This is a genomic window from Desulfotomaculum sp. OF05-3 (genome assembly GCF_003435535.1).
Taxonomy (GTDB): domain Bacteria; phylum Bacillota; class Clostridia; order Lachnospirales; family Lachnospiraceae; genus Pilosibacter; species Pilosibacter fragilis.
In genome coordinates this window covers 1-18,962 of the sequence record NZ_QWGO01000029.1, presented here as the reverse complement: position 1 = coordinate 18,962, position 18,962 = coordinate 1, and the positions used below count along the sequence as shown (strand labels likewise).

The window sequence follows — 18,962 nt, the reverse complement described above, 5'->3', positions numbered from 1 at the left end:
GCGTCATGCCTCCTGTTCCGAGATCAGCCGCTTGATGAGCCAGTCCAAATGCTCTGACCACACAGGAGCGATCTCACCGCTGTCCTCGTTCTTCCAAAGATCCACAATCTCACGGATGCCGTCCTCGTCCGGCACCTCGTTTTTGATGTCGGTGAGCTGCCGCAGCAGGAAAGCAAGGGCTTCTTTGGATGCTGTGAAACCGGTGACTTTATCCCATATAGCTTCTTCATGATCGTAGTCCAGCTTGCCATTATCCTTCCATTGGAAATACAGCTCCGCCAGAGCCATCGCAGTATTGTCAAAGAGGAAGTCGATTTGTGAGAATTCAGCTCCCAGCATGACTTCCTCTTTCATCAGTTCGATCATCTCGCCCAGATCCATTACCGGATGCTCCGGTACATATTCATTTTTGAGGATGTCCAGTACATCCAGCCCTTCGTCACGCTCTAATGCTTTTATGCCCCATGCTCCCATGTCGGCACCTCTCTTTCTTTATTTTGTATCAAGCTTCTATTGTCAATCATGGTTCTCCAGCCGAATGATAGGCCGATAAAAGTCATAATCTCCGTTTAGTTCATTGTCCTCCTGCACTTCCGGCTTACAGTGGGGCGAACAGGGTAGGAAACCGAGAAATGGGCCCAGCCCACCGCAGATATTGCATCCGCCGTCACCGCCGCAGGTGGTAAGCCTATCAGCCTGCACCACTTCCCGCATATAGGGATCGTAGGCGATGGACAGGCCGAAGAAGTTGGGCTCCTCCATGTCATAGGGCCGGTTCTCATCCTCATCCATGTTCTCAAACCAGTGCAGACGCATGGAGTAGTCTAACCCATCTCCCCATGGAAACAGGGTCCGACACCCGCCGCCACACAGGTAGGCCCACTCGTCCGCCGTGGGCAGGGAGAAGCCCCTGTTTTCCAGCATGGCAAGAAGCGCATCGTAGTCTGTGTGGTTATAGATACAGATCTGAAAGCCCTTTTCCGTCCGCTCAATGCGGGCCGACTGATGCAAGGTAAGACTGCTGCTGTCACTCCAGGCAAAATCACGGAATTCCTTCAGCCAGTCAGGGTGGACAGTCAGTCTGGGATCATCCATTTTGACTGGCTCCCAGTTAATTTCCTCCAGCTCCCGGCCCACCAGCATGGGTCCAATGGCCGCCTGCCGAACAGGAGCCATGCTTTCCCGAATCATCTCCTCCGGGTCCCGCTCCATTTCCCATTCTCGGAACAGATACTCCAATTCCTCCCGGCTCTCCTGATTCAATCCCACGGCAAACTGCTCCCAGCCCAGGGTGACGGTATCGCCGGGGACAAAGACGAACTCCCGACCATCTTTCTTGAAGATGCCGGTGGTGCAGCTCTGGCCCCAGCGGTCAAAAGTATGTAGACCGAGAAAGGTCATATCATAACGGGTAGCCAGGCTCTCCATCAGCACCTGCTTCTCGATGTTTTCCATTTGATTGAATTGGGTGCGGAATAGTCTTTTGTTCATAACAAGTCCTCCTACAGCCTATCCAGGTTTTCCTGTAAATCGCCCTGCATCAAGTGCTGGGCAATGGCTTGGTTCAGTGCCTTATGGGGGTGATAGGCTGCCTGCTCTACATCGTGCAGGCACTCCTCCATCAATGCCTCCGGAGAAATGCCTTCCCGTTTGCCATAAAGATGGCCGAAGGCATAGCACACGGACTTGAGAAAGTCGAAAATATAGTCGTGATTTCCACGCATACTGGGCAGGTCGTTGAACGAGCCCATACCTCCGTATGCCCGAAGATGGTGGGCAACCTCCCGCCGCTGGTTCCAGTCCTGAATGTCCCGCTCCAACCAGTCGATCCAGTTTTGGAACTCTGGATGGTCTGCCAGAAGGATGGAGCGCAGACAGGTCAGAGCCTCGGTATAAATATCAGACTGTTTCATTGGCCATCGCTCCCCCAAATACCTCCATAGAGCACACCATCTTTTCCAAGGAACAACATCCGGCTGCGAAGCAGGCTGCACTGCTCCACAGCGACCTTGTTTCCGTCACAGGTGGGAATAGCCTCCTGTTTTTTCCCAAGGTGATCACCATGAGCGGTAAGGAAGTAGAATTTATCCCGTTGCTGGTATCCGCCTTGAAACAGGAAGGTATTGCCGGACGGGGCAACAGAAAAAGCTCCGCTTCCTTCGATTGGCAGTTCAAATACAAAGTCCTCTTTGAAGTTCGTCCGCACCAGCCGGAATTCATCGTAATAATAAAACCACAGGTTTTCTTCTTCGTCCAGGCTGATGGCATAGCAGTCATAGATGGAATACTTCTCATTCTTCCAGAGAGGAGTTCCCTCCGATGTCCATGCAATCAGGCCGCAAGCGCCCAGAGGTTCATCCCAACCGTAATTACCAAATACACCTTCGTCAAAGTAGCTGGTAATGATGGTGCCATCTTTTTTTACCACACAGTCTTGAATGCCATCCCCCAGGCAGAAACGGGACAGCACAGCTCCGTCCCGGCTGACGATCCAGGCGTTCTGGTCGGGGCCATTTTCCCGATAGGCGCATCTTGCCCCCAGCAGGAGGAAGTGGTCACCTGCGGGCCGCAAATAATGGAACTGGAACTTCAAGAGGCCAAGAGGAAACAGCGTCATTTCCAGCACCCGCTGTTCCGCCCAATCCAGCTGGATTTCCACTGCGGTATAGGTGGAAGGAGTGCTGAGCCAGTCCTTACCCTGTGTTTCGGACGGCTGTTCCATGAGAAGATAGACTTTTCCATCCCTTGCCGTGAAAAAGTCTGTCACTTCTGTGCCCTCCAGATGGTTTTCCCGGCGCAGCTGGTTCAGGTCAATGATGGAGAACAACGGCAGATTTTTGGCTTTTATAGGTTTGTTCATAGTGTCTCCTCCTGGCTACTTTAACGCTCCATCATAGGTGTGAGTTTCCCAGATGGCCTCAAATTCCGCCTTCTCTATGATGCAGGCGTGGAACTCCTCGCCCCAGACATGGGCGTTCAATTCCTCCACGGTGAGGATTGGTGTGATCTCGATGGCGCCGTCGTAAAGGGCAGGGATGTTGCGGGTGCGGCCATCCGCAAAGATGTCAATGGAGCGGAGGGCCAACCGCTCATTTTCGGTATCCACTTCATAGAGGATGACCGATGGTTCACCCTCCGGTGCGCCCTCCCAAAAGAGCTTGATATACTCGATCATTCCATTTCCCTCATTTGAACCAATGCCACCCCGTCATGGTGCCGGTTACCTCATCTATCTGTATTGCAATATCATAATTGCCGCGACAGCCCAGCAAGGCCGCAAGATGATCATTTTCCATAATCAAATCATAAAACTCAACCGCTATACCTTGGAATTCCTCTGGGATCTCCAGCACAGAAAAGAAATCCACTGACTGAGCATTTTGGAAAAATTCAATGGCCGTTTTACTGCATTTTACTACTATCCCTGTTTGAGTAGTTAACTCTCTCATGCTTCCGCTGCCTCGCTCATGTTCAGATACATCCGCATCGTTTTTTCATCGGCACAGGCTGCTCGGATCATTTTGGCCAGCATCATCAAATCGTCGATGTATTGGGAGTACACGCAGAACACATCTTCGTCGGAGTCGAAGTGAAACAGATCCACGCCGCTGTTGTTTTCCTCGAACTCCTGGATCACGCCCCGGACAAGCCGCTCCCAATCCTCGCTGCTGCCGATCAGTCCCAGCCGTCGGAATTCCTCTGTCCGGAATCCGTCACTGATTTTCAGCAGAAGGGAGATCGCATAGGGGTGGTGGGGAATGAGAAAGAATGGCGCGATCTGCTCCGGCTTCGCCCAAATTTTGAAGGGCGGGCGCGGGTCAGGTATCCAGGGCAAGATTTCCCATTCGTCCTCCGGTCGGTTTCCGTATTGGCAAAGGTCTTTCATAGTGTTCTCCTTTGTTCTGTCACATTTTTAATCCTGCTCTCGATAACTGGCTTCAATGTCAATGAACCGCACATACACGGTGCAGATTTTGCCCTTGGCGTCATACCCGAAGTAGACAGGATAGTAACCATCCCCCCAGCCGGAGGCAAAGATGGGCAGGTTGCAGTCCGTGCCCGGCACTGTCCAGTTGAGCCAGTCGCCGCAGTCCCCCTGATATTTGGGGTAGGCTTTGGCGTTTTCTTCCAGAAGATCGCAGAACAGGTCGTTGTAGGGGTCGATGTCCGGGTCTTCTTCTAAACGCTTGGCCCAGTATGCCTTGAAGGCCGCCTGGGTCTGGATGTCCGCGACACAGCCCATCCCGGCGTCTACGCCAAAGCCAAAATACTCGTCCTCTCCCAGTTCCTCGTCCAGATCCTCGTTGCCCACCATGCCCAGCTCATAGCGGACAGGCTTTTCCTGAGAAACCTCCACCTTGACGCAGGCATAGCGGTCGCCGTATTGTTCGCTGGGCACCACGCAGATTTTTACGGGATAAGTTCCGGCGGGGATCGTTTGAAGGAACGGCAGAGTGTCCTCCAGTTCCACCAGCGGATCACAGGCGAAAATCTGCCCGGTGGGGAAATGGACGGTGCCGATGTCCAGCACATCCACCGCCATGTTCCCAATCACTTTCTCTGTGAAATGGGCCTCCAAGTCATCTTTACAGGTCAATTTATCCTTGATTGCTTCGTATTTGTTCAGCCATTCAGTTGTAGGCATATCAGTTTCCTCCTGTTGATTCTGTTTCTTGATGTACACACTCTTTGAGCCGTCCCAATAGCAGTTCACACACCGGCCATCCTGAAAATGATGGTCACAATTCGGGTAGCCATAGAGAACATGGGCACATTCTGGCACAGCCCCATCATCTGTGAGGAGCCTTTGAAAAACAGGCTTCCGCACTCATCACAAAGGGCCAGTTCTTTTTCTGCCATAGGGTTCACCAGTCCCGTTCCCGGATGGCCTCCTCGGTGTCAATGGGGATGCCAAACCACTCCAGAATGTAGGCCACGGTTGCCGCAATACATTCCCGCGCCACCGTTTCGATCTCGCTGTCGTTCTCGTCAAACTCCTCCTGGAGATCATTGATGCCGCAGACCGCCTCGTCCAGCGTTTCCTGCACCACTTCGGTGTCGGTTTCGCCACTCTCCAGCAGGGCGATGACCTTCTGAAGCTCGTCCTTTACCTTGTCCACCAGAAAAGCAGGATAGTAATCGTCCTGATACATCTCGTCCAGCAGCTTGTAATTGGGGTCAAATGCTTTCATAGGGATTGTTCCTTTCCTCGTGTATGTCAGTCACGCTCAGCTCTCATGTGTGATACAGAAAATCTCCTTGTTCAAATCAAAGTAGATTACCATCAGTTCGTCGGTAATCTCCGGGTTAAAGGACAGATCCAGAATGAAAACTTGCTGGTTCATCTCACTATCCACCAGACTGCCGAACCGCTTGAGCTTCAAAAAGTCAACCATCTCAGCAAAGGACAGCTTGGCCGGGTCGGTTCCCGGAAAAAGTTCCGCCGCAATATCCGGGTCTACATCGTCCCGGTAGAACTCCATGAAAAATGTCACAACGCCATGGTAGCGACTGTCCTCGTCCGCCAGCGCCGCTTTGATGGCGGCTTTGGCCTTCTCCGCCAATTTCTCCGCCTCATCCAGCATTTCTCCCACCGCATCCATGGCGGTAGGATCAGCTGTCAGTTCCTTCTCTACATCGAAGAGAAAGGGCAGTCCCGATTCATCGGGAAAGGTGAACATTTCCTCGCCAGGGGTATATGTAAAATCAATGCGTTTACAGCTCAGTTTCATAATGTTATCCTCCTTACCCCTCAATGTTGGCAGTTTTGAGGCCCTTTTTCAAGGAGCCGTAGACCGTCACCGCATGGTCGGTGAACATCTCGTCGCAGTCAAACCAGGCAGTGAAGCTGCCGCCGGAGGTGACGGATAGACTCGTCAGGCTGATTCGCCGGGCAAGTTCGTCCTCTGTGATGGGGTCGGTTTCCGGATTGCGGGGGTTTTCCTCATCTTGGGAGAGCCAGTTGTTGGCCAGCTCGGTCAGGTTCTTGGCTGCAAGCTCCCGCATGGCCTTATCCCAGGTGTCACAGTCGGCCAGCAGCTTTTTGGCGGCGCTGCGGGCGCGGGTCCAGGAGGGCTTGCTTTCGGCATTGACCTCCAGAGAAAGGCTCACATCCTTTCCGCACCACTGGATTTCGCCCTCGAAGGTATCATAGTCCTTGTCCAGTGTCAGTTCTCCCAGCACCTGGTCCTGGATCACCACTGGCTTGTGGTACTCGTCCAGAACGGCCTGGAGTTCCGGGCAGTCCTCGTGGGCCTTGACCACCTCGGAGATACACCAGGGCTGCACCACCAGATCCTTTGCCCATTCTTCTTTCATCCGGCGAATCTTCAGGCGGCAGATCTGCTCGTCTTGAAAGCGTCCCCAGCCCTTGTCACTGTGACGCTCCTCGTCGGTGACCGGCCAATCCAGTCGCTCCTCTTTGGTGCTGACCTTGCCGGTGTCACAGGACACTATGCCCAGCGTCACAACGGTCATTTCCCAAAAGTTACCTTTCCAGTTAAATCCGCCCCCAATGCAGCGATTGATCAAAGCGACCACTTCCTGCTCCTCGGACTCGTACATCTCATAAAATTCTTCAAACATAGATCATTCTCCTCATCCCTCTATATGATTGCGGTATTCCTTTTCAAGCTGGGTGTACCACCGTTTCAGCATGGTTTCCAGACTGGTCTTTCCGTTGCGATCTGTAAAAACAAGAAACTTCTGCATCAGTCTGGGGAACAGATATTTGCCCGCTTTTGTCAGATCCTGATTGAGATAGACCATCCGCAGGATACGGCCCTGCCGGTCCAGAGGGTCCTTTTTCAGCAGTTCCTTTTCAAAGCAGAAGCGCAGGAATACCACATTCTCGTCGTAGAAGTCCTCCACCACAGCCGCGCCGATGCTGGTGTAGGTGATGTCGTACACCAAACGGCTCCAATCAAATTTCTCGGCATAGAGAAGTTTCAGCGCCTTCGCCCAATGTTCCTCCGGGATCACCAGCATCCTGTGCTGGGCGGTGCTGGAGTAGCCGTGGTAGACGGGTTCCGGCTGCCCCAGCAGTTCACTCACACTGTCGGCGTAGACGAAGCACAACTCCTCGTCGAACAGACCACCGATAAAGTTACCATTGCAGTACAGCATATAATTCTTGGACTTGGCCGGAGAATAAGAGAGGTTATATTCCTGGGAGTCCAGGCTTTTATGTACCTTGTTCAGAAAGTCTATGGATGTCATGGTCTTGCTCCTTATTCCTCAAACTCACCCTCGATCATCCCGTTCAGATACCGTCCGGGATCTGCGATGAAGTCATCCCATTTGGCCAGAGGGTGGAATTCCTCATGCTCGATGTCCAGATACCACAGTTTTTTGTCCCTGGGGCTCCACAGCAGCAGATAGTCGCTGTAGTTGTCCATCTGCACCATCAGGGAGAGCAGCTTCTTCCGTTTCCAGGTCATCTCCTGCACATCCATGAAGGAGTAGAGCTCCGCCCACTTCACCCATTCCTGATCCGGGAACTCCAGCCGCAGGGGGCCGGTCTTCAAGTATTCCACCAGCTTGGCAGGCAGCTTGTAGGGCATAAGCTGCCGGATCTTTTCCTGCTCGTTGTGCCATTCCTCCGGCTCCAGGGCTTTCAGGTAGTCGGCCATCTCCTGATTCTTGTTCTGCACCGCCACGGTGTAAGGCCGGTCGCCGTATTTGTCAGCAATGGTGATGTCGGCTCCTTGCTCAATGAGCCAGCGCACCATGGGGAGATTCTTATGCCGAGCCGCTTCGGTGACAGCGGTGGGGGCGTTCGGAAACACCATGTCCGGCTTGTGGTAATTGATGTCTGCCCCTTTTTCCAGAAGCAGCCGGGCAAGTTTGGTGTTGCCCTCGGACACAGCGGCCCGGAATGCCTCGCCGCCAAACTTGTCCACTGTGATCCCAGCTTGCTCCAGCACCTGGATATTCTCCGCTCGCTGTCCCCAGCGTACTTCCTGGAAGGCCCGCTCTTTCTGCTTCGAGCTGAGTTTTGCGGCCTGTCCAGCAAAGAGCGCCACCACCTCCGGCCCACAACAGCGGGCGGCGGTGAGCAGCAGGGGCTGTTCCTCTGCCAGATCGGGATCAGCTCCATGCTCCAGCAGGAAGTGGATCATGGGCACATCATTCCGAAAAACCGCGATCTCCAATGGCATCAGCTTGATGTATTCGCTGAGCTGGATGGGAACATCTAAATCCAGACCGCCTTGTAGCAACGCCTCCAACTTGGGAGTGTCATGGTCACAGATGGCAGCAGCCGTTTCCGGAAGGGTCTCCCAGCGGCCAATATATGCAATTTGGTACATAAGGCACCTACTTTCGTTGTTGTTTCACTTTATAGGGAACGGTTCGGCCCAGCACCCGGCCCTTGCCAACGGCACTGGCTCCCTCATAGATCAAAAATTCCGCATTGTTTTCCAGCGGGGCATAGTCAATGGTATCTGGATATAGGGGTTGGGCATTTCCCAAAGCTGGTGTATCAAATGTACACTCGGTTCCGTCCAGAAAGCATACACCCAAATATTCTGTAGTTCCTGTGACCACAAAATGGGGACAATACTTTCCGCTGACCAGGCTGGGTGGTATTTTTCGTTTGCCGCTCCAGAAGATGACCTCCACATGGAGCACCGCCCGGTTTTCATCTGTCCCGATCACGCTGTCGCCCTCCTTTATCCCGTCATCTGGCTGCGGTATACTCAGGCCAGCTCTGCGTCCAGGATCTGGACTGGTTTTCCTTTCTCGTTCACATAGTAAAGGGCGATATAGTCGATGCCGTCCCGCTTGGCCTGCTCCCACGGCATCCGTTCACCGTTGATCAGTTCCACGGTATCCGCCTCATCCGGTTCAAAGGTCTCTTTTTCGTCCTCATAGTCAATGCTGTACCCCAGCTCCAGCACCAACTTGGAGGCGGGGATCTCATACCGCTTGAGGGGGCGGTGCTCCAGCTCGGATGGATCATGTTCATCGCAGAACATATTGCCGTAGCCATGCCGTCCATCGTCAAAGATGACGAACTCCTCGCCGCTCTCCGGGTCACGGGCTGTCACCAGTCCGGGGGCCTCGTCGCTATCTATGATATAGGATTGGGGTTCTCCTTTCACCGTGAGCAGATCTCCGTAATACCAAACCTCCAGCAGTTCATTGCCGGTGGTGGAACAAAGTATCACGGTGGGCAAACGCTTCTCCGCCCATTCTTTCACATGGCCGATGAGCCAGGTGGGATATTTCTCAGTCATCATAGTCTTTCTCCTCCTATTTCAATTTCAGCACAAATCCCCAGATACTCACCACAATCAAGAGGACACCCAACAGAAAGAACACCACCCGCCGGTATCCTCTGCTGTGGCGGTGGGCATCCCGCGTACCAGTGGGGTCGCAGAGCCAGTTCCAGTTGCGGGTCGCTCCAATTAAAATCACGGCCCCGATGAGCACCGAGGCAATATACCAATGCTCTTGCAAAAATACTGTGATCTGTTCGCTGTTCATTTACATATAACCCCCTTTTCATCATCGGGAGTTTCCCGCCGAATAAATTCCTCCCGTTCTTTCAAATCTATTTCCAAGGCTTTTTCCTCCTCAAGATATTCCTCGCAGTCCCGAACCAGCTTTTGGGCGGCTGGGTCATCCGGGGCCAGGGCCAGCCAGCATTTTGCGTATTCATAGGCGGTGGCTGCGGAGCGGTACGCCATCAGGCAGGAATAGCCCATCCGGGAGTTCCAGTAGGGATCGTTCTCTCCCTGGGTGCGAACGGACTCCAGCAGTCGGATGGCGTACTGGATGAGATTTCCGTCCACTTCACTGTCGGTTCCGTGCTCTCCATGATCTCCCAGCACCGCCAGATTGCTGTAAGCCCGACTCAGCTTGACGGTCAGCAGATAGCCCCGCTCCTGTTCCGGGATGGCTTCAATGGCCCGGATACACCGGGAATACTCGTCCTTCTTATTCCATTGCTCAAGCTGCTCCAGCAGCTTTGCTTCTTCTGCCTGATTCATCATTTCACCGCCTTTTCTGTGTCATGCTTTGCCTTTTTTGAAGTGTCCACTGCCTCGCCAAGTGTTGACCACACAGGTGAAGATCTGGCCGCAGTGCTTGCACCTAATCATGTGAGCCATGATTTCATCCGCCCAGCCATCCTCTGTCTTTACCTTCTCCAGTAGGCAGGTGGATTCCTCTTGCATCAGTTCAAATTCCCCCTCCGACACCAACTGCTGAATGTAAGCAATACAGGCCAGATAGTCCTTTGGGGCGTCAAATTTTCTCCATGTTTGAATGTTTCGGCAGTGCTCGCACATAGTGGACGCCTCCTTACGCAAATACCTGCTGGTATTTCTCTTTTCATACTGTGCGACTTTTTCAGGTCTGCTGGTGCTGCATGGATACGATCTGGCAGTCCGGGCAGAATTCCACATAGAGCGTGCCCTCCGCACAGTCAAACACCGTATCCCACTGAATCTGGGCCAGATACTTCATGGGCTTGCCGCAGTGGGGGCAGGTCGTATATTCCGCGTCCTGTACCCAGTTGGCAAAGCCACCCACCGTGTTCACATCCTGGCAGGCCGCACCGTAAAACAGGGGCACGGGCGCTTCGCCCAGCACAAAGGGATTTTCCGTGAGGGCCTTGTACTCCTCGGGACTGACATAGCAATCCGTCTTCTCCGTGCCGTCAAAGAGTTCGGAGGGAAAGACCTCCACGCCGCCATCCAGAGCGAACCGGTTGAAGGCGGGGCCTTTGAGGAATCCCACGCAGCTGGGGCAGCAGGTGGCAGTCAGGATACCATCCAGCCCCAGGAACCGGAGCCGCTCATCCCGGCCATCCAGCACCAAAATATCCACCATCCGCCCGCCGCAGTGGGGACAGGTGTCCTCCCGTGCCCGGCCAATGCGGACGGGAGATTTCTCGCCAGTGGTTCCCTTGACCATAGGATAGCAGGTATCGAAGCCCAGTCGGATTCTCTGGCCCTCCTTGTCGAAGGTCCAGCCTCCGATCTGCGCATAGCTGGATGGGTCTACATAGAGGCCCTTGCGCCAGGGCCGGGGATTTCGCTCCAGCTCCAGCAGAGTCTCCATTGCCTTGTCATCTCCTTGCATAGCAAGGCAACTCATCAGGTTGGAGGCCGCGCTGGAATATTCTGCGGACAACAGCGCATGGATCAGACCATCCCGCACATCGGCGGGAGCATGATAATAGATCTCACAGGGCCAGAACACCTCTGCGGCCAGTGCCACTCGCTGAATCTCCGGGGTGATGGCATCATGGTAGCCAAGCAGCTGCCAAAAGTCGGCGAACTCTGGGTCCTCCATATCAGCCAGCCTCTGGATGTTCTGTATCAAGTTTCTTTGTTTTTCGACAATTTGTTCCGGCATCCAGGCCAGAGCAGCTTGCCGTTCTTGCTCGCACTTACATTTCCAACACAATCCCTCATAACCCAATGGGGTTCCACAGCTGGGGCAGGTATATTTCAGACTCATGTTCTCATACTCCTTTCAGGCAATAAAAAAGCCCCACGCCGCACTGTCATAAAGACAGGCTGACGCAGGACATGAAGAAGCCGCGTTGAAGGAGCCGCATCCACCAGCAGATGTAGTTTCTTCAACAACCAAAATATTTTTTTCGTATCTTAAAGCAGCAAATTGCTGTCCAATATATTTGTTCATAGCGGCACCATTTATTCTGAGCGTAGTTTTATATTTTATTATATCACAGCACCCCTTCAATGAAAATATTTTGTTGGAAATGCTAATGAAAAATTTTTGTGAATTTGTTAAGGCGCAGGGGCTGTTATCTCCATAGTGTCTGGATGGATCAGAGTGATTACTTTTCCCTGATGCAAGGCATAGTTGACTGTCTGTGCTGTGCCTGAACGCAGCTTTTTCTGATTATCAAACACACCGATGAGGTACTCTGCATGATCGACCATATAGTAATTCCTTTTTTTATAACTGGAAACATCCGCAGAATGTGAAATAACAATGGAATCGTTTGCGTTTTGGATCAGCTTTTTCAATCTATGTCTACGCTGATCCGGCCATTTAGAGTCATAACCGATGAAGGGAACTACAATGACAATTTTAATATCTTCGTATCCCGTTTGTGCCCTCAATGTCAGCAGCTGTTCTCCAGCCCACATATCCACACCAAGAGCACCGCCGACAAAAAAAGTACGGACAAATTTCTCGTCATGAAGTATCCGAAACTGCTCCAGGAGACATTCTTTTAATTTTTGGCATAGGGGATCTTCCTCATTATATCAAAAGCAAAATCTTGTTGGTCGGTGGCCGGTAATGGCGCAGGCATACTGATTCATATAAATCACCCTTGATAACTGCCTTGATTACGCATATAAAGCAAAAATAACGCAAATAATAATGCGTATAAAGGTTGTATTATAAAATTATAACACAATACATACGAAGTATCAAGAATTGCTTTCTGCTATGCTAAAAGTGCAGAGAGGTGAGCGTATGGACGAAGAATTTATCCGCAATCGGATCACAGAATTGCGATTGAAAAAAGGTGTTTCAGAATATCAGATGAGCATGGAGTTAGGGCAGAACAGAAGCTATATTCAGGCGATTTCCTCTGGGCGTTCTATGCCGTCTATGAAGCAGTTCCTCAACATCTGTGAGTATTTTGAAATCACACCGCTTCAATTTTTTGATGCACAGGAAAATAACCCTCAGCTTATCAAGAAGGCTTTGGACGGAATGAGAAAGATGTCAGATGACGATTTGATTATGCTGATTGGTTTTATAAGTCGCTTAAACACAGAAAACTAACGATAGGAGGCAGTAAGCGTCCCGCCGTTAGTTTTTCATTTTATGCGCAGCATATTGTGGCAAGCAATGCTTGTGGCTATCCATTTCGCCACAAGCTGCTTGTTGAGGGCAGCGCCCCCAAGCCCCTTTGAACACAGAATTTCATTCTGTGGCTGCGCGTTCTGCGAACGCTTTTGACCAGGACCAGCTTACCGCTGGCCGTGGTCTTTTTCTTTTTCAACATCCTGTTCTACCTCCATTTTCAGCACTCGGTCTACATTAGCCTTTGCCGTTAAAAGCTCCCGCATTTCTTCACGGGAACGCCGGTACTCGGCATAGGTCTTTTTCTTTTCTTCCAGCAATTTCGCGTACTCCGTCTGCAACTCTTTGACCTTGGGCAGCTTCTTGACGCCCATCTCATCAAAGGCATTCTTAGCAGCCTGGTGGAGCAGAATTTCTTCCTCATGTTCCTCCCGGAATTTCTTAGAGTAGCCGGCCTTGCGGTAGTCCACATAGACCTCACGGGTCTTGGCATAATTTACGATGTGAGTACGCAGAACAGCAATCTCTGCCATGCGCTTTTCAGCTGCTTTGATCTGTGCCGAAAGCTCATTGTGATGTGCCGTGGCAGCCGCAGCCTTTTCTTCCAAAACCGCATACTCCAGCAGGTTATGCTCTGATAGGTAGTTCATGGTCTGCGCCATTTGCTTCAGATTGAAAACTTTAGCCCATCGCGCATAGCCAGCACCTTTTCCTGCCTGCAATTTTGCCTGAATGTCCACCAGCAGATTGACCTTCTGCGTCTCTGCCTGTGTAACTATTTTCTTTCGTGGGGTATGCGCTTTCTTCCCGGAGAGAACCGCCTGCAAATCATCTAATCCATATCCTTCGCCCAGGCTGTCCATTCGGGCGGCTTTCTCCCAACCGGGGAGCTTCAGGCGATACGATTTCCCGCGCTTTGATACCTCACAGCCGGACTCTTGCAGCAGCCTCAGCAGCTCCTCAAAATTAGCAGGACTTTGTGATAATGCGTTGTCAATCGCTACACGCAGCAGCTCTCGGTGAGAGGGCTTTGCCTGATCGCCCAGCCATTTGTTATAGCTCTTTCCGTGAGGTTTCGGATTCTCCACAATGGACAGTCCGTTTTCGATGCAGATGGTGTCACTTAACTGTCGGACTGCCTTGGTGCTGCCCCAAAAGTTTCGGAATTTCCGGTCATATTCTAAGCTGACCGATGACCAGATAATGTGATTATGAATGTGCGATTTGTCTATATGAGTGCAGACCACAAAGGCATGATTGCCCTTGGTAAAACGCTTGGCAAATTCCACACCCAGCCGGTTCGCTTCTTCCGGAGTGATCTCACCGGGGCGGAACGACTGGCGCACATGATAGGCGATCACATCATCCGCGCCGCGCACTCGTCCGGTAGCGGCAATGTACTGCCGCTTTGCCAGAAGGAACTCCGCATCCACAGTCCGGCTGTCACACGCATAGCCGGTAATGAGTCTGCCGTCATCTGTTTTCTTTGGGTTGGCCACATAGTCGATGATGTCACTGATCGCCCGACTTTCTGTGCGGCCCTTGCCGACATGAAGCGGCATGATTCTCGTGGTTGCCATAGGTCAGACCTCCTTCCCGAAAAGAAAACGGCCTGCCATAGCAGACCGCTTTCACTATTCTATAAAACTTTCTTCATCGAAAAAATTGAACTCATCATCTTCTAAGTGTCTTGGTGGAAATCTCATTTCATATTGCTCTTGCGCCAATGCACGGACATCAGGCCGCCTATCCTTTAGTCGATTTTTCAGCCAGGACAACTGCTCTTTCGATAGCCTCCATGGAAGATTCAAAAGACGATTCAGTGTCATCAGTTCAGCCTGCGTTTCTGCTGGTAGCGAAGCACAGGATTTACAAATGTGGGATGCATGACCTTTGCCTGAAAATTTTTCGTTGGCTTTGTATTCACCACAAACTTTACAATAGTGTCCATGCTTTTTCATAAGCTGATGCCCTTCTCGCAAAGAACATATAACCTGCGAATTGCTTTCATAATCACATCCCATTCCAAATCAGAAGCATAAGAAAACTTTTTACGGTATGCCTCCCAAAGTTTTTGCATAACCGAATCATTTTCCACTTCGTCAAAAACTTCTTCAGCCTGGTTAAGATACTTCTCCGATCCCCGTTTATGAGCAGTTGCCAGAAGCGCATCATGTAAAATTTTCGGGTTCAGCGTGGTTCCATGCAGCTGTTCTAAAATGTAAATATCGTAGAAATCTCTCATGCGGGTATTGGTTGTGGTTCTGGTAATAATGGTTTCCAGTTTTTCTGCCAGCACAGTTTCTAAATTATAAGCCCAAATATCAATGGAGCGATCTTCCAGCATAAGTTTGAATGAATACCGAACCTCTCTTGGAGTGATTGCATCTCCCGTAGAAATATCAATTTTCAAAGGGGTCACTACACCATCGAATGTTGTACTCATGCTGACACGAATCCCCGGATACTCTGCTTCATCCATAATCTCCGAAATACTTTTCAGCTGAAATTTAACACCATCATCAATCGGAACAGTTACGATTGATGAAATTAGATTCTCAATATCCTCCACATTAACATTAGCTCCTTTTATGGTTGCATCCAAATCCATCGTAGAGCGGGCATCCAATCCAACCATAGCCGCTACCAACATACCACCCTTCAAGATAAACTTGTCACGATACTCAGAAAGAGAAATACGCTCCAAAAAACGCTCCATCATGTAGTTCCTCATTAAAATCTGAGCATCTGCGGATTTTTCTCTGGAAAGGTTTCGTATTAAATCTTTAAGCTGCCTTGCTGTTTTTATCATAAAAGTACCTCCAAATACTGTCGTAAAATTTTTTCCACCTTGAACATCCCAGCATATTGCATTAAAGCTCGCAGGTTCTTATCTTTTCTACGGGCATACGCTTTCAGTGCTCCCTGAAAGGTCTGAATTTCAATTCTGCTACGGCTTCTGAGCAAATCACAGATCGTTCGCTCCATATCATAAACCGGCACAGTATGCCCGAACGGAGTTTTCGCTGTTGTAAGTCCTACATCATGTAAGTCTGCTTTAATCGTAAAAACTTGAATGCCTTCTGCTTTCATTTTGCTTGGATTGCATCCAGTTTTGACCGTAACTGTATATTCTATTGGTTCACGGTCTGTCAGATCGTGAAAAAATAAAGCTGTTTCATGTGAAAATACTGCTTGTTCAAATCGCAAATGAAGCAGATACATGGCATCCACCCAGGAATCTTTGGACAGATAAATCCCATGTGCAACTCTATCCAAATCTCGTGAACGCACATAATCATAAAATACCGGCTTTGAAATTCCAGAGGATACGACCTGTGATGTTCGCAGCATTCCTTCTTGTGCTGTTAGCATCTGATCCAGCTGTTCAAATTGTCCCATCATGTCACTTCCTTTCGTACTAATATTATATTCAATATTAGTTCAAAAGTAAAGTCGTGGATATAAAATTCCTTTTCCCAAATTTAACAGACGGTGTCTGGCATTTTATGGTTTTGCGTATTTTTATCCATAAACCAACTCCTGAATTGCAAATTTCAAACTCTGCACCTTACCCATCAGCCAGATTGCAGCCAGTGGCAGCCCCATCGGGCTAATCAAAAATGCCATGACCAGCAGAATCACACCATTCTGCGGGGAATAGGTAAGCAGCACAGCCACACCAAGCAGAGCAATCACGGTACTGAACAGGCCGAGCACCAGACCGGATATGTAGATCAGCCCCGTGCAGAGCCAGACAAAAAGTGTCAGAACCAAAATGACCGGTGCAGTTATAATCATCAAAAGCCCTTTCAAAATCTTCATGTCATTTCCTCCTTGCAGCGTTCTTGGTATCTTTTCTAATCATATTATCCGGCATGGGCAGGCAAAAGACAAGGATACCGATAAAAAGAAAAAGCGGAGAGAGGAGCAGCGAAGTAATGCCGTTCCTCCCTCCGCAAATGGAGTATCTATCCCTGTTATAAGAGTTTGGAAAGCTGGGTAATGATTTCCTCTACGCCCTCCCATAACTGTTCCTGCCGCTGGGATATATCCTCCAAGTCAGCATCATAAACCCGCCCAGTCTCATGCACTTTACGGGTCAGCTGGTTTAAGTTGTTGCTGCTTCGGCGCATCAGGGAAACAAGCTCCTTCAACTCCGGCAGCTCCAGCTTGACTACATACCCATCCAGCGCCATTTTTCTTAGATAGGCTTCACGGTTGGAGGTTCCAAACTGAGACATTTTTTGCTCAATCACAGCAAGCTCCTCCGCTGAAACTCTAAAGTTTAATTGCATATCCCGCTTACGCTTTGCCATAGTTATCGCTCCGGCTCCCGTTTCTTCGGGGCGGCAGGCTTATGGGCAGGCAGCTCCTGTTTGAGCTTATCCCGTACTGAGGGGCGGGACGGTTGCAGTTTTTCTCCCTGAGTACGGCTACGCTGCTGTTCTTCTCGCACCAGATCAATAAAGCCATCCAGCACAGCAGGGTGGCTGTTCAGGACATAACCACAACGGACGGTTTCGGGGTTCTCGTTGGGAATGGTCTTAGCCCATTCCTTATTGCGTCGGGAGTAGCGCCCATCCCAGTCCTGAAGCTGGACGGTGTTGGCCAGAACCAAAGCCACACGCTCCATGCCATAGGTCTCGATCACACCCTTTGCCGCATCGTGACTGAGATACATTCCGTCGAAGTATTCCCGCACCGCCGCTTCAATGGACTCCTTGCATTGGAGATTTACATTGTTGGAAGCTCGGTACTGCTCCAGTTCCCTATGTTCTCTCGCATAGGCGGCAGAGTGGGGATAGACCGGTGTTGTTCGCAGTTCCTCTTTAGCTCTGCACACATCGTCGGCACGGTTCTCAATACTGTCCCGGATCACATCCATATAGCCGGTCTCCAGCTTTTCAAAATAACGGTACACATCTTCCAGCGGCGAAGGAGATTCCAAAAGCGCCTGAGCCTGGGCGTCGGTCAGCTCCAGTTCCTCCATCGCCATCACGATGTCCTCCCGGATGGTGTACTCATAAGTGTGGTGCAGGATTTCTTCCGGGGGCTGGCTTTTCAGCCAGTCCCTGTATTTGTCCTGCTCAGCGGCCATCTTTTCATAAAGAGCTGTATTCAGATCGTTGGTATTCATGTTATCGCACCTCCTCATGTTGTTTTGGTTTCTTGTCAGTACTGCGGGGTGGCACCGGGCGTTTCAGATGATCCAGCACCGAAGGCCGTGTACTTTTGGCAACAGCGGATTCGGTGTGTGCCGGTCCCTTTCCGTCGATGTTGAGCAGGGTATCCAGCTCCACCAGACGGGCGTTTTTGCTTCTCAGTTCTTCTTCATAAAGGAATGGCTTTCCAACTTCCTCCTTTGCGGCAGCCTGCTGCTGATAGAGGTTATCCAGCTGGGCCTTTGCCGCCTCCAGACGCTGGGGCATCTGAGCGAGGGCATTGTCGATACGGGTAAGATTTCCGCGAGGGTCTGTACCAAGGGTTGCCCGGTGGGTCATCTGTCCTTTCAGCAGGAGCGTATACTCCTGTTTCCAAGCGGAAAATTCCACGGATATGGCATATCCCCGGTAGCTGCCGATCTGCACCGGATCGGAGGTTTTGACCTCCTTGCAGGCATCCAAAAGGGCTGCGCCGGCGTTCTCCTTATCGGTCAGCAGATCGCCACGGATTTCCATACCAGCAAAACCGTCCTCCGGGTGCGGGTGCGCTGCCAAAACCTCCAGATCGGATTCAAAGCCCTTGATAAAGCCTTTGTGCTTTTCAATCTCCTCCGGGAAGTATTTGAGCAGTTGGTCCTCCAGACGATATTGCTTGCTCTGGTGGTCGGCTTTCATCAGCTTCAGGCGGGATACCTCCACATCCAAATCCATACACTCTTTGATACGTGGGTCTCCGGCACACAAAGCCTTGATCTCTGCAAAACTGAGGGCGGTTTCATCCACATCATCGCAGGAGCGTACCGGCGATTTAGAAGTCATGATCTGACTAATGAATTTTTGCTTATTCTCCACCGTCTGCCAGAGGTATGCGTCAAAGGTTCCTTCGGTCACATAGCGGTACACATGGACAAGAGGATTCTGGTTACCCTGGCGCTCGATACGGCCCTTGCGCTGGGCAAGGTCAGTCGGTCATTTTTTGCGGACAGTTCAATACAT

Annotated in this window: 27 protein-coding genes and 3 pseudogenes; 1 reads left to right on the top strand and 29 read right to left on the bottom strand. The window is 50.9% G+C overall.

What is annotated here, in order from left to right:
- Nucleotides 1–3: 3 nt before the first annotated feature.
- The 21 genes and pseudogenes from DXA87_RS13725 to DXA87_RS13630 form a co-directional block, all read right to left on the bottom strand.
- Complete coding sequence (locus DXA87_RS13725) at nt 4–474, bottom strand: DUF4259 domain-containing protein (RefSeq protein ID WP_117504949.1); 471 nt, start codon at nt 472–474, stop codon at nt 4–6.
- A 42-nt stretch (nt 475–516) separates the two neighbouring features.
- Nucleotides 517–1,491, bottom strand: a complete 975-nt coding sequence (locus DXA87_RS13720) for a hypothetical protein (protein WP_117470814.1) — start codon at nt 1,489–1,491, stop codon at nt 517–519.
- Between the two features lie 11 nt (nt 1,492–1,502).
- Nucleotides 1,503–1,913 (bottom strand): hypothetical protein, encoded by a 411-nt coding sequence (locus DXA87_RS13715; protein WP_002588992.1) that lies wholly within the window; start codon nt 1,911–1,913, stop codon nt 1,503–1,505.
- Entirely contained in the window at nt 1,910–2,860 is a 951-nt protein-coding gene (locus tag DXA87_RS13710; protein ID WP_117470815.1) for a hypothetical protein, read from the bottom strand. Before DXA87_RS13710 ends, DXA87_RS13715 begins: the two co-directional genes overlap by 4 nt.
- Before the next feature lie 15 nt (nt 2,861–2,875).
- Nucleotides 2,876–3,175: a hypothetical protein gene (locus DXA87_RS13705; protein WP_006059605.1), complete on the bottom strand. Its 300-nt coding sequence runs from the start codon at nt 3,173–3,175 to the stop codon at nt 2,876–2,878.
- A 10-nt stretch (nt 3,176–3,185) separates the two neighbouring features.
- Nucleotides 3,186–3,449, bottom strand: a complete 264-nt coding sequence (locus tag DXA87_RS13700) for a hypothetical protein (protein WP_006059604.1) — start codon at nt 3,447–3,449, stop codon at nt 3,186–3,188.
- Entirely contained in the window at nt 3,446–3,886 is a 441-nt protein-coding gene (locus tag DXA87_RS13695) for an immunity 51 family protein (protein WP_117504947.1), read from the bottom strand. Before DXA87_RS13695 ends, DXA87_RS13700 begins: the two co-directional genes overlap by 4 nt.
- Nucleotides 3,887–3,913: 27 nt before the next feature.
- A pseudogene (locus DXA87_RS13690) lies at nt 3,914–4,860 on the bottom strand (DUF4241 domain-containing protein).
- A 5-nt stretch (nt 4,861–4,865) separates the two neighbouring features.
- Nucleotides 4,866–5,192, bottom strand: a complete 327-nt coding sequence (locus tag DXA87_RS13685; protein ID WP_002588986.1) for a DUF5713 family protein — start codon at nt 5,190–5,192, stop codon at nt 4,866–4,868.
- A 36-nt stretch (nt 5,193–5,228) separates the two neighbouring features.
- A complete protein-coding gene (locus DXA87_RS13680) occupies nt 5,229–5,732 on the bottom strand; it encodes a DUF2004 domain-containing protein (protein WP_117470817.1) in 504 nt (167 codons plus the stop codon).
- Nucleotides 5,733–5,745: 13 nt separating this feature from the next.
- Nucleotides 5,746–6,585: a DUF2262 domain-containing protein gene (locus DXA87_RS13675; protein WP_117470818.1), complete on the bottom strand. Its 840-nt coding sequence runs from the start codon at nt 6,583–6,585 to the stop codon at nt 5,746–5,748.
- Nucleotides 6,586–6,597: 12 nt separating this feature from the next.
- The gene (locus DXA87_RS13670; protein ID WP_097838497.1) at nt 6,598–7,218 is read right to left on the bottom strand and encodes a hypothetical protein; all 621 of its coding nucleotides are present in this window, start codon (nt 7,216–7,218) and stop codon (nt 6,598–6,600) included.
- An 11-nt stretch (nt 7,219–7,229) separates the two neighbouring features.
- Nucleotides 7,230–8,309, bottom strand: a complete 1,080-nt coding sequence (locus DXA87_RS13665; protein ID WP_117470819.1) for an ankyrin repeat domain-containing protein — start codon at nt 8,307–8,309, stop codon at nt 7,230–7,232.
- A 7-nt stretch (nt 8,310–8,316) separates the two neighbouring features.
- Complete coding sequence (locus DXA87_RS13660; RefSeq protein ID WP_117504943.1) at nt 8,317–8,658, bottom strand: hypothetical protein; 342 nt, start codon at nt 8,656–8,658, stop codon at nt 8,317–8,319.
- A gap of 41 nt (nt 8,659–8,699) precedes the next feature.
- Complete coding sequence (locus DXA87_RS13655; protein ID WP_117470820.1) at nt 8,700–9,242, bottom strand: hypothetical protein; 543 nt, start codon at nt 9,240–9,242, stop codon at nt 8,700–8,702.
- 13 nt (nt 9,243–9,255) lie between these two features.
- A complete protein-coding gene (locus DXA87_RS13650; RefSeq protein ID WP_015563522.1) occupies nt 9,256–9,489 on the bottom strand; it encodes an immunity 17 family protein in 234 nt (77 codons plus the stop codon).
- On the bottom strand, nt 9,486–9,995 hold the full coding sequence (locus DXA87_RS13645) for a hypothetical protein (RefSeq protein WP_117504941.1): 510 nt from the start codon (nt 9,993–9,995) through the stop codon (nt 9,486–9,488). Before DXA87_RS13645 ends, DXA87_RS13650 begins: the two co-directional genes overlap by 4 nt.
- A 21-nt stretch (nt 9,996–10,016) precedes the next feature.
- Nucleotides 10,017–10,295: a hypothetical protein gene (locus DXA87_RS13640; protein ID WP_117504940.1), complete on the bottom strand. Its 279-nt coding sequence runs from the start codon at nt 10,293–10,295 to the stop codon at nt 10,017–10,019.
- 61 nt (nt 10,296–10,356) lie between these two features.
- Entirely contained in the window at nt 10,357–11,472 is a 1,116-nt protein-coding gene (locus tag DXA87_RS13635; RefSeq protein WP_117504938.1) for a hypothetical protein, read from the bottom strand.
- A gap of 15 nt (nt 11,473–11,487) precedes the next feature.
- Nucleotides 11,488–11,658 carry a hypothetical protein gene (locus DXA87_RS18185; protein WP_008723379.1) on the bottom strand — a complete coding sequence of 57 codons (171 nt, stop codon included), beginning with the start codon at nt 11,656–11,658 and terminating at the stop codon, nt 11,488–11,490.
- Nucleotides 11,659–11,765: 107 nt separating this feature from the next.
- A pseudogene (locus DXA87_RS13630) lies at nt 11,766–12,308 on the bottom strand (SLOG family protein).
- 157 nt (nt 12,309–12,465) lie between these two features.
- Here DXA87_RS13630 and DXA87_RS13625 point away from each other — a divergent pair.
- The gene (locus tag DXA87_RS13625; protein ID WP_002576937.1) at nt 12,466–12,780 is read left to right on the top strand and encodes a helix-turn-helix transcriptional regulator; all 315 of its coding nucleotides are present in this window, start codon (nt 12,466–12,468) and stop codon (nt 12,778–12,780) included.
- A gap of 188 nt (nt 12,781–12,968) precedes the next feature.
- Here the strand turns inward: DXA87_RS13625 and DXA87_RS13620 are convergent, their stop codons facing one another.
- From DXA87_RS13620 to DXA87_RS13585, 8 genes and pseudogenes are all read right to left on the bottom strand, one after another.
- Complete coding sequence (locus tag DXA87_RS13620; RefSeq protein WP_117504936.1) at nt 12,969–14,381, bottom strand: relaxase/mobilization nuclease domain-containing protein; 1,413 nt, start codon at nt 14,379–14,381, stop codon at nt 12,969–12,971.
- A gap of 54 nt (nt 14,382–14,435) precedes the next feature.
- Nucleotides 14,436–14,762, bottom strand: a complete 327-nt coding sequence (locus DXA87_RS13615; RefSeq protein ID WP_006059593.1) for a hypothetical protein — start codon at nt 14,760–14,762, stop codon at nt 14,436–14,438.
- On the bottom strand, nt 14,759–15,613 hold the full coding sequence (locus DXA87_RS13610) for a nucleotidyl transferase AbiEii/AbiGii toxin family protein (protein ID WP_002595844.1): 855 nt from the start codon (nt 15,611–15,613) through the stop codon (nt 14,759–14,761). Before DXA87_RS13610 ends, DXA87_RS13615 begins: the two co-directional genes overlap by 4 nt.
- On the bottom strand, nt 15,610–16,206 hold the full coding sequence (locus tag DXA87_RS13605) for a type IV toxin-antitoxin system AbiEi family antitoxin domain-containing protein (RefSeq protein WP_002595843.1): 597 nt from the start codon (nt 16,204–16,206) through the stop codon (nt 15,610–15,612). Before DXA87_RS13605 ends, DXA87_RS13610 begins: the two co-directional genes overlap by 4 nt.
- A 120-nt stretch (nt 16,207–16,326) precedes the next feature.
- Nucleotides 16,327–16,626, bottom strand: coding sequence for a CD1845 family protein (locus tag DXA87_RS13600; RefSeq protein ID WP_002588980.1), 300 nt, complete (start codon nt 16,624–16,626; stop codon nt 16,327–16,329).
- A 155-nt stretch (nt 16,627–16,781) separates the two neighbouring features.
- A complete protein-coding gene (mobC, locus tag DXA87_RS13595) occupies nt 16,782–17,120 on the bottom strand; it encodes a plasmid mobilization relaxosome protein MobC (protein WP_117470822.1) in 339 nt (112 codons plus the stop codon).
- 2 nt (nt 17,121–17,122) lie between these two features.
- A complete protein-coding gene (locus DXA87_RS13590; protein WP_002595839.1) occupies nt 17,123–17,941 on the bottom strand; it encodes a DUF3849 domain-containing protein in 819 nt (272 codons plus the stop codon).
- A 1-nt stretch (nt 17,942) separates the two neighbouring features.
- Nucleotides 17,943–18,962, bottom strand: a pseudogene (locus DXA87_RS13585) (hypothetical protein); the annotation flags it as partial.

What these genes read in the sequence shown, in the direction of transcription:
- DXA87_RS13605 (WP_002595843.1), bottom strand. Translation starts at nt 16,206, where the DNA reads ATGATGGGACAATTTGAACAGCTGGATCAGATGCTAACAGCACAAGAA.
- DXA87_RS13655 (WP_117470820.1), bottom strand. Translation starts at nt 9,242, where the DNA reads ATGATGACTGAGAAATATCCCACCTGGCTCATCGGCCATGTGAAAGAA.
- DXA87_RS13720 (WP_117470814.1), bottom strand. Translation starts at nt 1,491, where the DNA reads ATGAACAAAAGACTATTCCGCACCCAATTCAATCAAATGGAAAACATC.
- DXA87_RS13705 (WP_006059605.1), bottom strand. Translation starts at nt 3,175, where the DNA reads ATGATCGAGTATATCAAGCTCTTTTGGGAGGGCGCACCGGAGGGTGAA.
- DXA87_RS18185 (WP_008723379.1), bottom strand. Translation starts at nt 11,658, where the DNA reads ATGAACAAATATATTGGACAGCAATTTGCTGCTTTAAGATACGAAAAA.
- DXA87_RS13620 (WP_117504936.1), bottom strand. Translation starts at nt 14,381, where the DNA reads ATGGCAACCACGAGAATCATGCCGCTTCATGTCGGCAAGGGCCGCACA.
- DXA87_RS13725 (WP_117504949.1), bottom strand. Translation starts at nt 474, where the DNA reads ATGGGAGCATGGGGCATAAAAGCATTAGAGCGTGACGAAGGGCTGGAT.
- DXA87_RS13685 (WP_002588986.1), bottom strand. Translation starts at nt 5,192, where the DNA reads ATGAAAGCATTTGACCCCAATTACAAGCTGCTGGACGAGATGTATCAG.
- DXA87_RS13610 (WP_002595844.1), bottom strand. Translation starts at nt 15,613, where the DNA reads ATGATAAAAACAGCAAGGCAGCTTAAAGATTTAATACGAAACCTTTCC.
- DXA87_RS13695 (WP_117504947.1), bottom strand. Translation starts at nt 3,886, where the DNA reads ATGAAAGACCTTTGCCAATACGGAAACCGACCGGAGGACGAATGGGAA.
- DXA87_RS13625 (WP_002576937.1), top strand. Translation starts at nt 12,466, where the DNA reads ATGGACGAAGAATTTATCCGCAATCGGATCACAGAATTGCGATTGAAA.
- DXA87_RS13675 (WP_117470818.1), bottom strand. Translation starts at nt 6,585, where the DNA reads ATGTTTGAAGAATTTTATGAGATGTACGAGTCCGAGGAGCAGGAAGTG.
- DXA87_RS13700 (WP_006059604.1), bottom strand. Translation starts at nt 3,449, where the DNA reads ATGAGAGAGTTAACTACTCAAACAGGGATAGTAGTAAAATGCAGTAAA.
- DXA87_RS13635 (WP_117504938.1), bottom strand. Translation starts at nt 11,472, where the DNA reads ATGAGTCTGAAATATACCTGCCCCAGCTGTGGAACCCCATTGGGTTAT.
- DXA87_RS13715 (WP_002588992.1), bottom strand. Translation starts at nt 1,913, where the DNA reads ATGAAACAGTCTGATATTTATACCGAGGCTCTGACCTGTCTGCGCTCC.
- DXA87_RS13615 (WP_006059593.1), bottom strand. Translation starts at nt 14,762, where the DNA reads ATGAAAAAGCATGGACACTATTGTAAAGTTTGTGGTGAATACAAAGCC.
- DXA87_RS13590 (WP_002595839.1), bottom strand. Translation starts at nt 17,941, where the DNA reads ATGAATACCAACGATCTGAATACAGCTCTTTATGAAAAGATGGCCGCT.
- DXA87_RS13645 (WP_117504941.1), bottom strand. Translation starts at nt 9,995, where the DNA reads ATGAATCAGGCAGAAGAAGCAAAGCTGCTGGAGCAGCTTGAGCAATGG.
- DXA87_RS13640 (WP_117504940.1), bottom strand. Translation starts at nt 10,295, where the DNA reads ATGTGCGAGCACTGCCGAAACATTCAAACATGGAGAAAATTTGACGCC.
- DXA87_RS13665 (WP_117470819.1), bottom strand. Translation starts at nt 8,309, where the DNA reads ATGTACCAAATTGCATATATTGGCCGCTGGGAGACCCTTCCGGAAACG.
- DXA87_RS13600 (WP_002588980.1), bottom strand. Translation starts at nt 16,626, where the DNA reads ATGAAGATTTTGAAAGGGCTTTTGATGATTATAACTGCACCGGTCATT.
- DXA87_RS13680 (WP_117470817.1), bottom strand. Translation starts at nt 5,732, where the DNA reads ATGAAACTGAGCTGTAAACGCATTGATTTTACATATACCCCTGGCGAG.
- DXA87_RS13650 (WP_015563522.1), bottom strand. Translation starts at nt 9,489, where the DNA reads ATGAACAGCGAACAGATCACAGTATTTTTGCAAGAGCATTGGTATATT.
- DXA87_RS13670 (WP_097838497.1), bottom strand. Translation starts at nt 7,218, where the DNA reads ATGACATCCATAGACTTTCTGAACAAGGTACATAAAAGCCTGGACTCC.
- mobC (WP_117470822.1), bottom strand. Translation starts at nt 17,120, where the DNA reads ATGGCAAAGCGTAAGCGGGATATGCAATTAAACTTTAGAGTTTCAGCG.
- DXA87_RS13710 (WP_117470815.1), bottom strand. Translation starts at nt 2,860, where the DNA reads ATGAACAAACCTATAAAAGCCAAAAATCTGCCGTTGTTCTCCATCATT.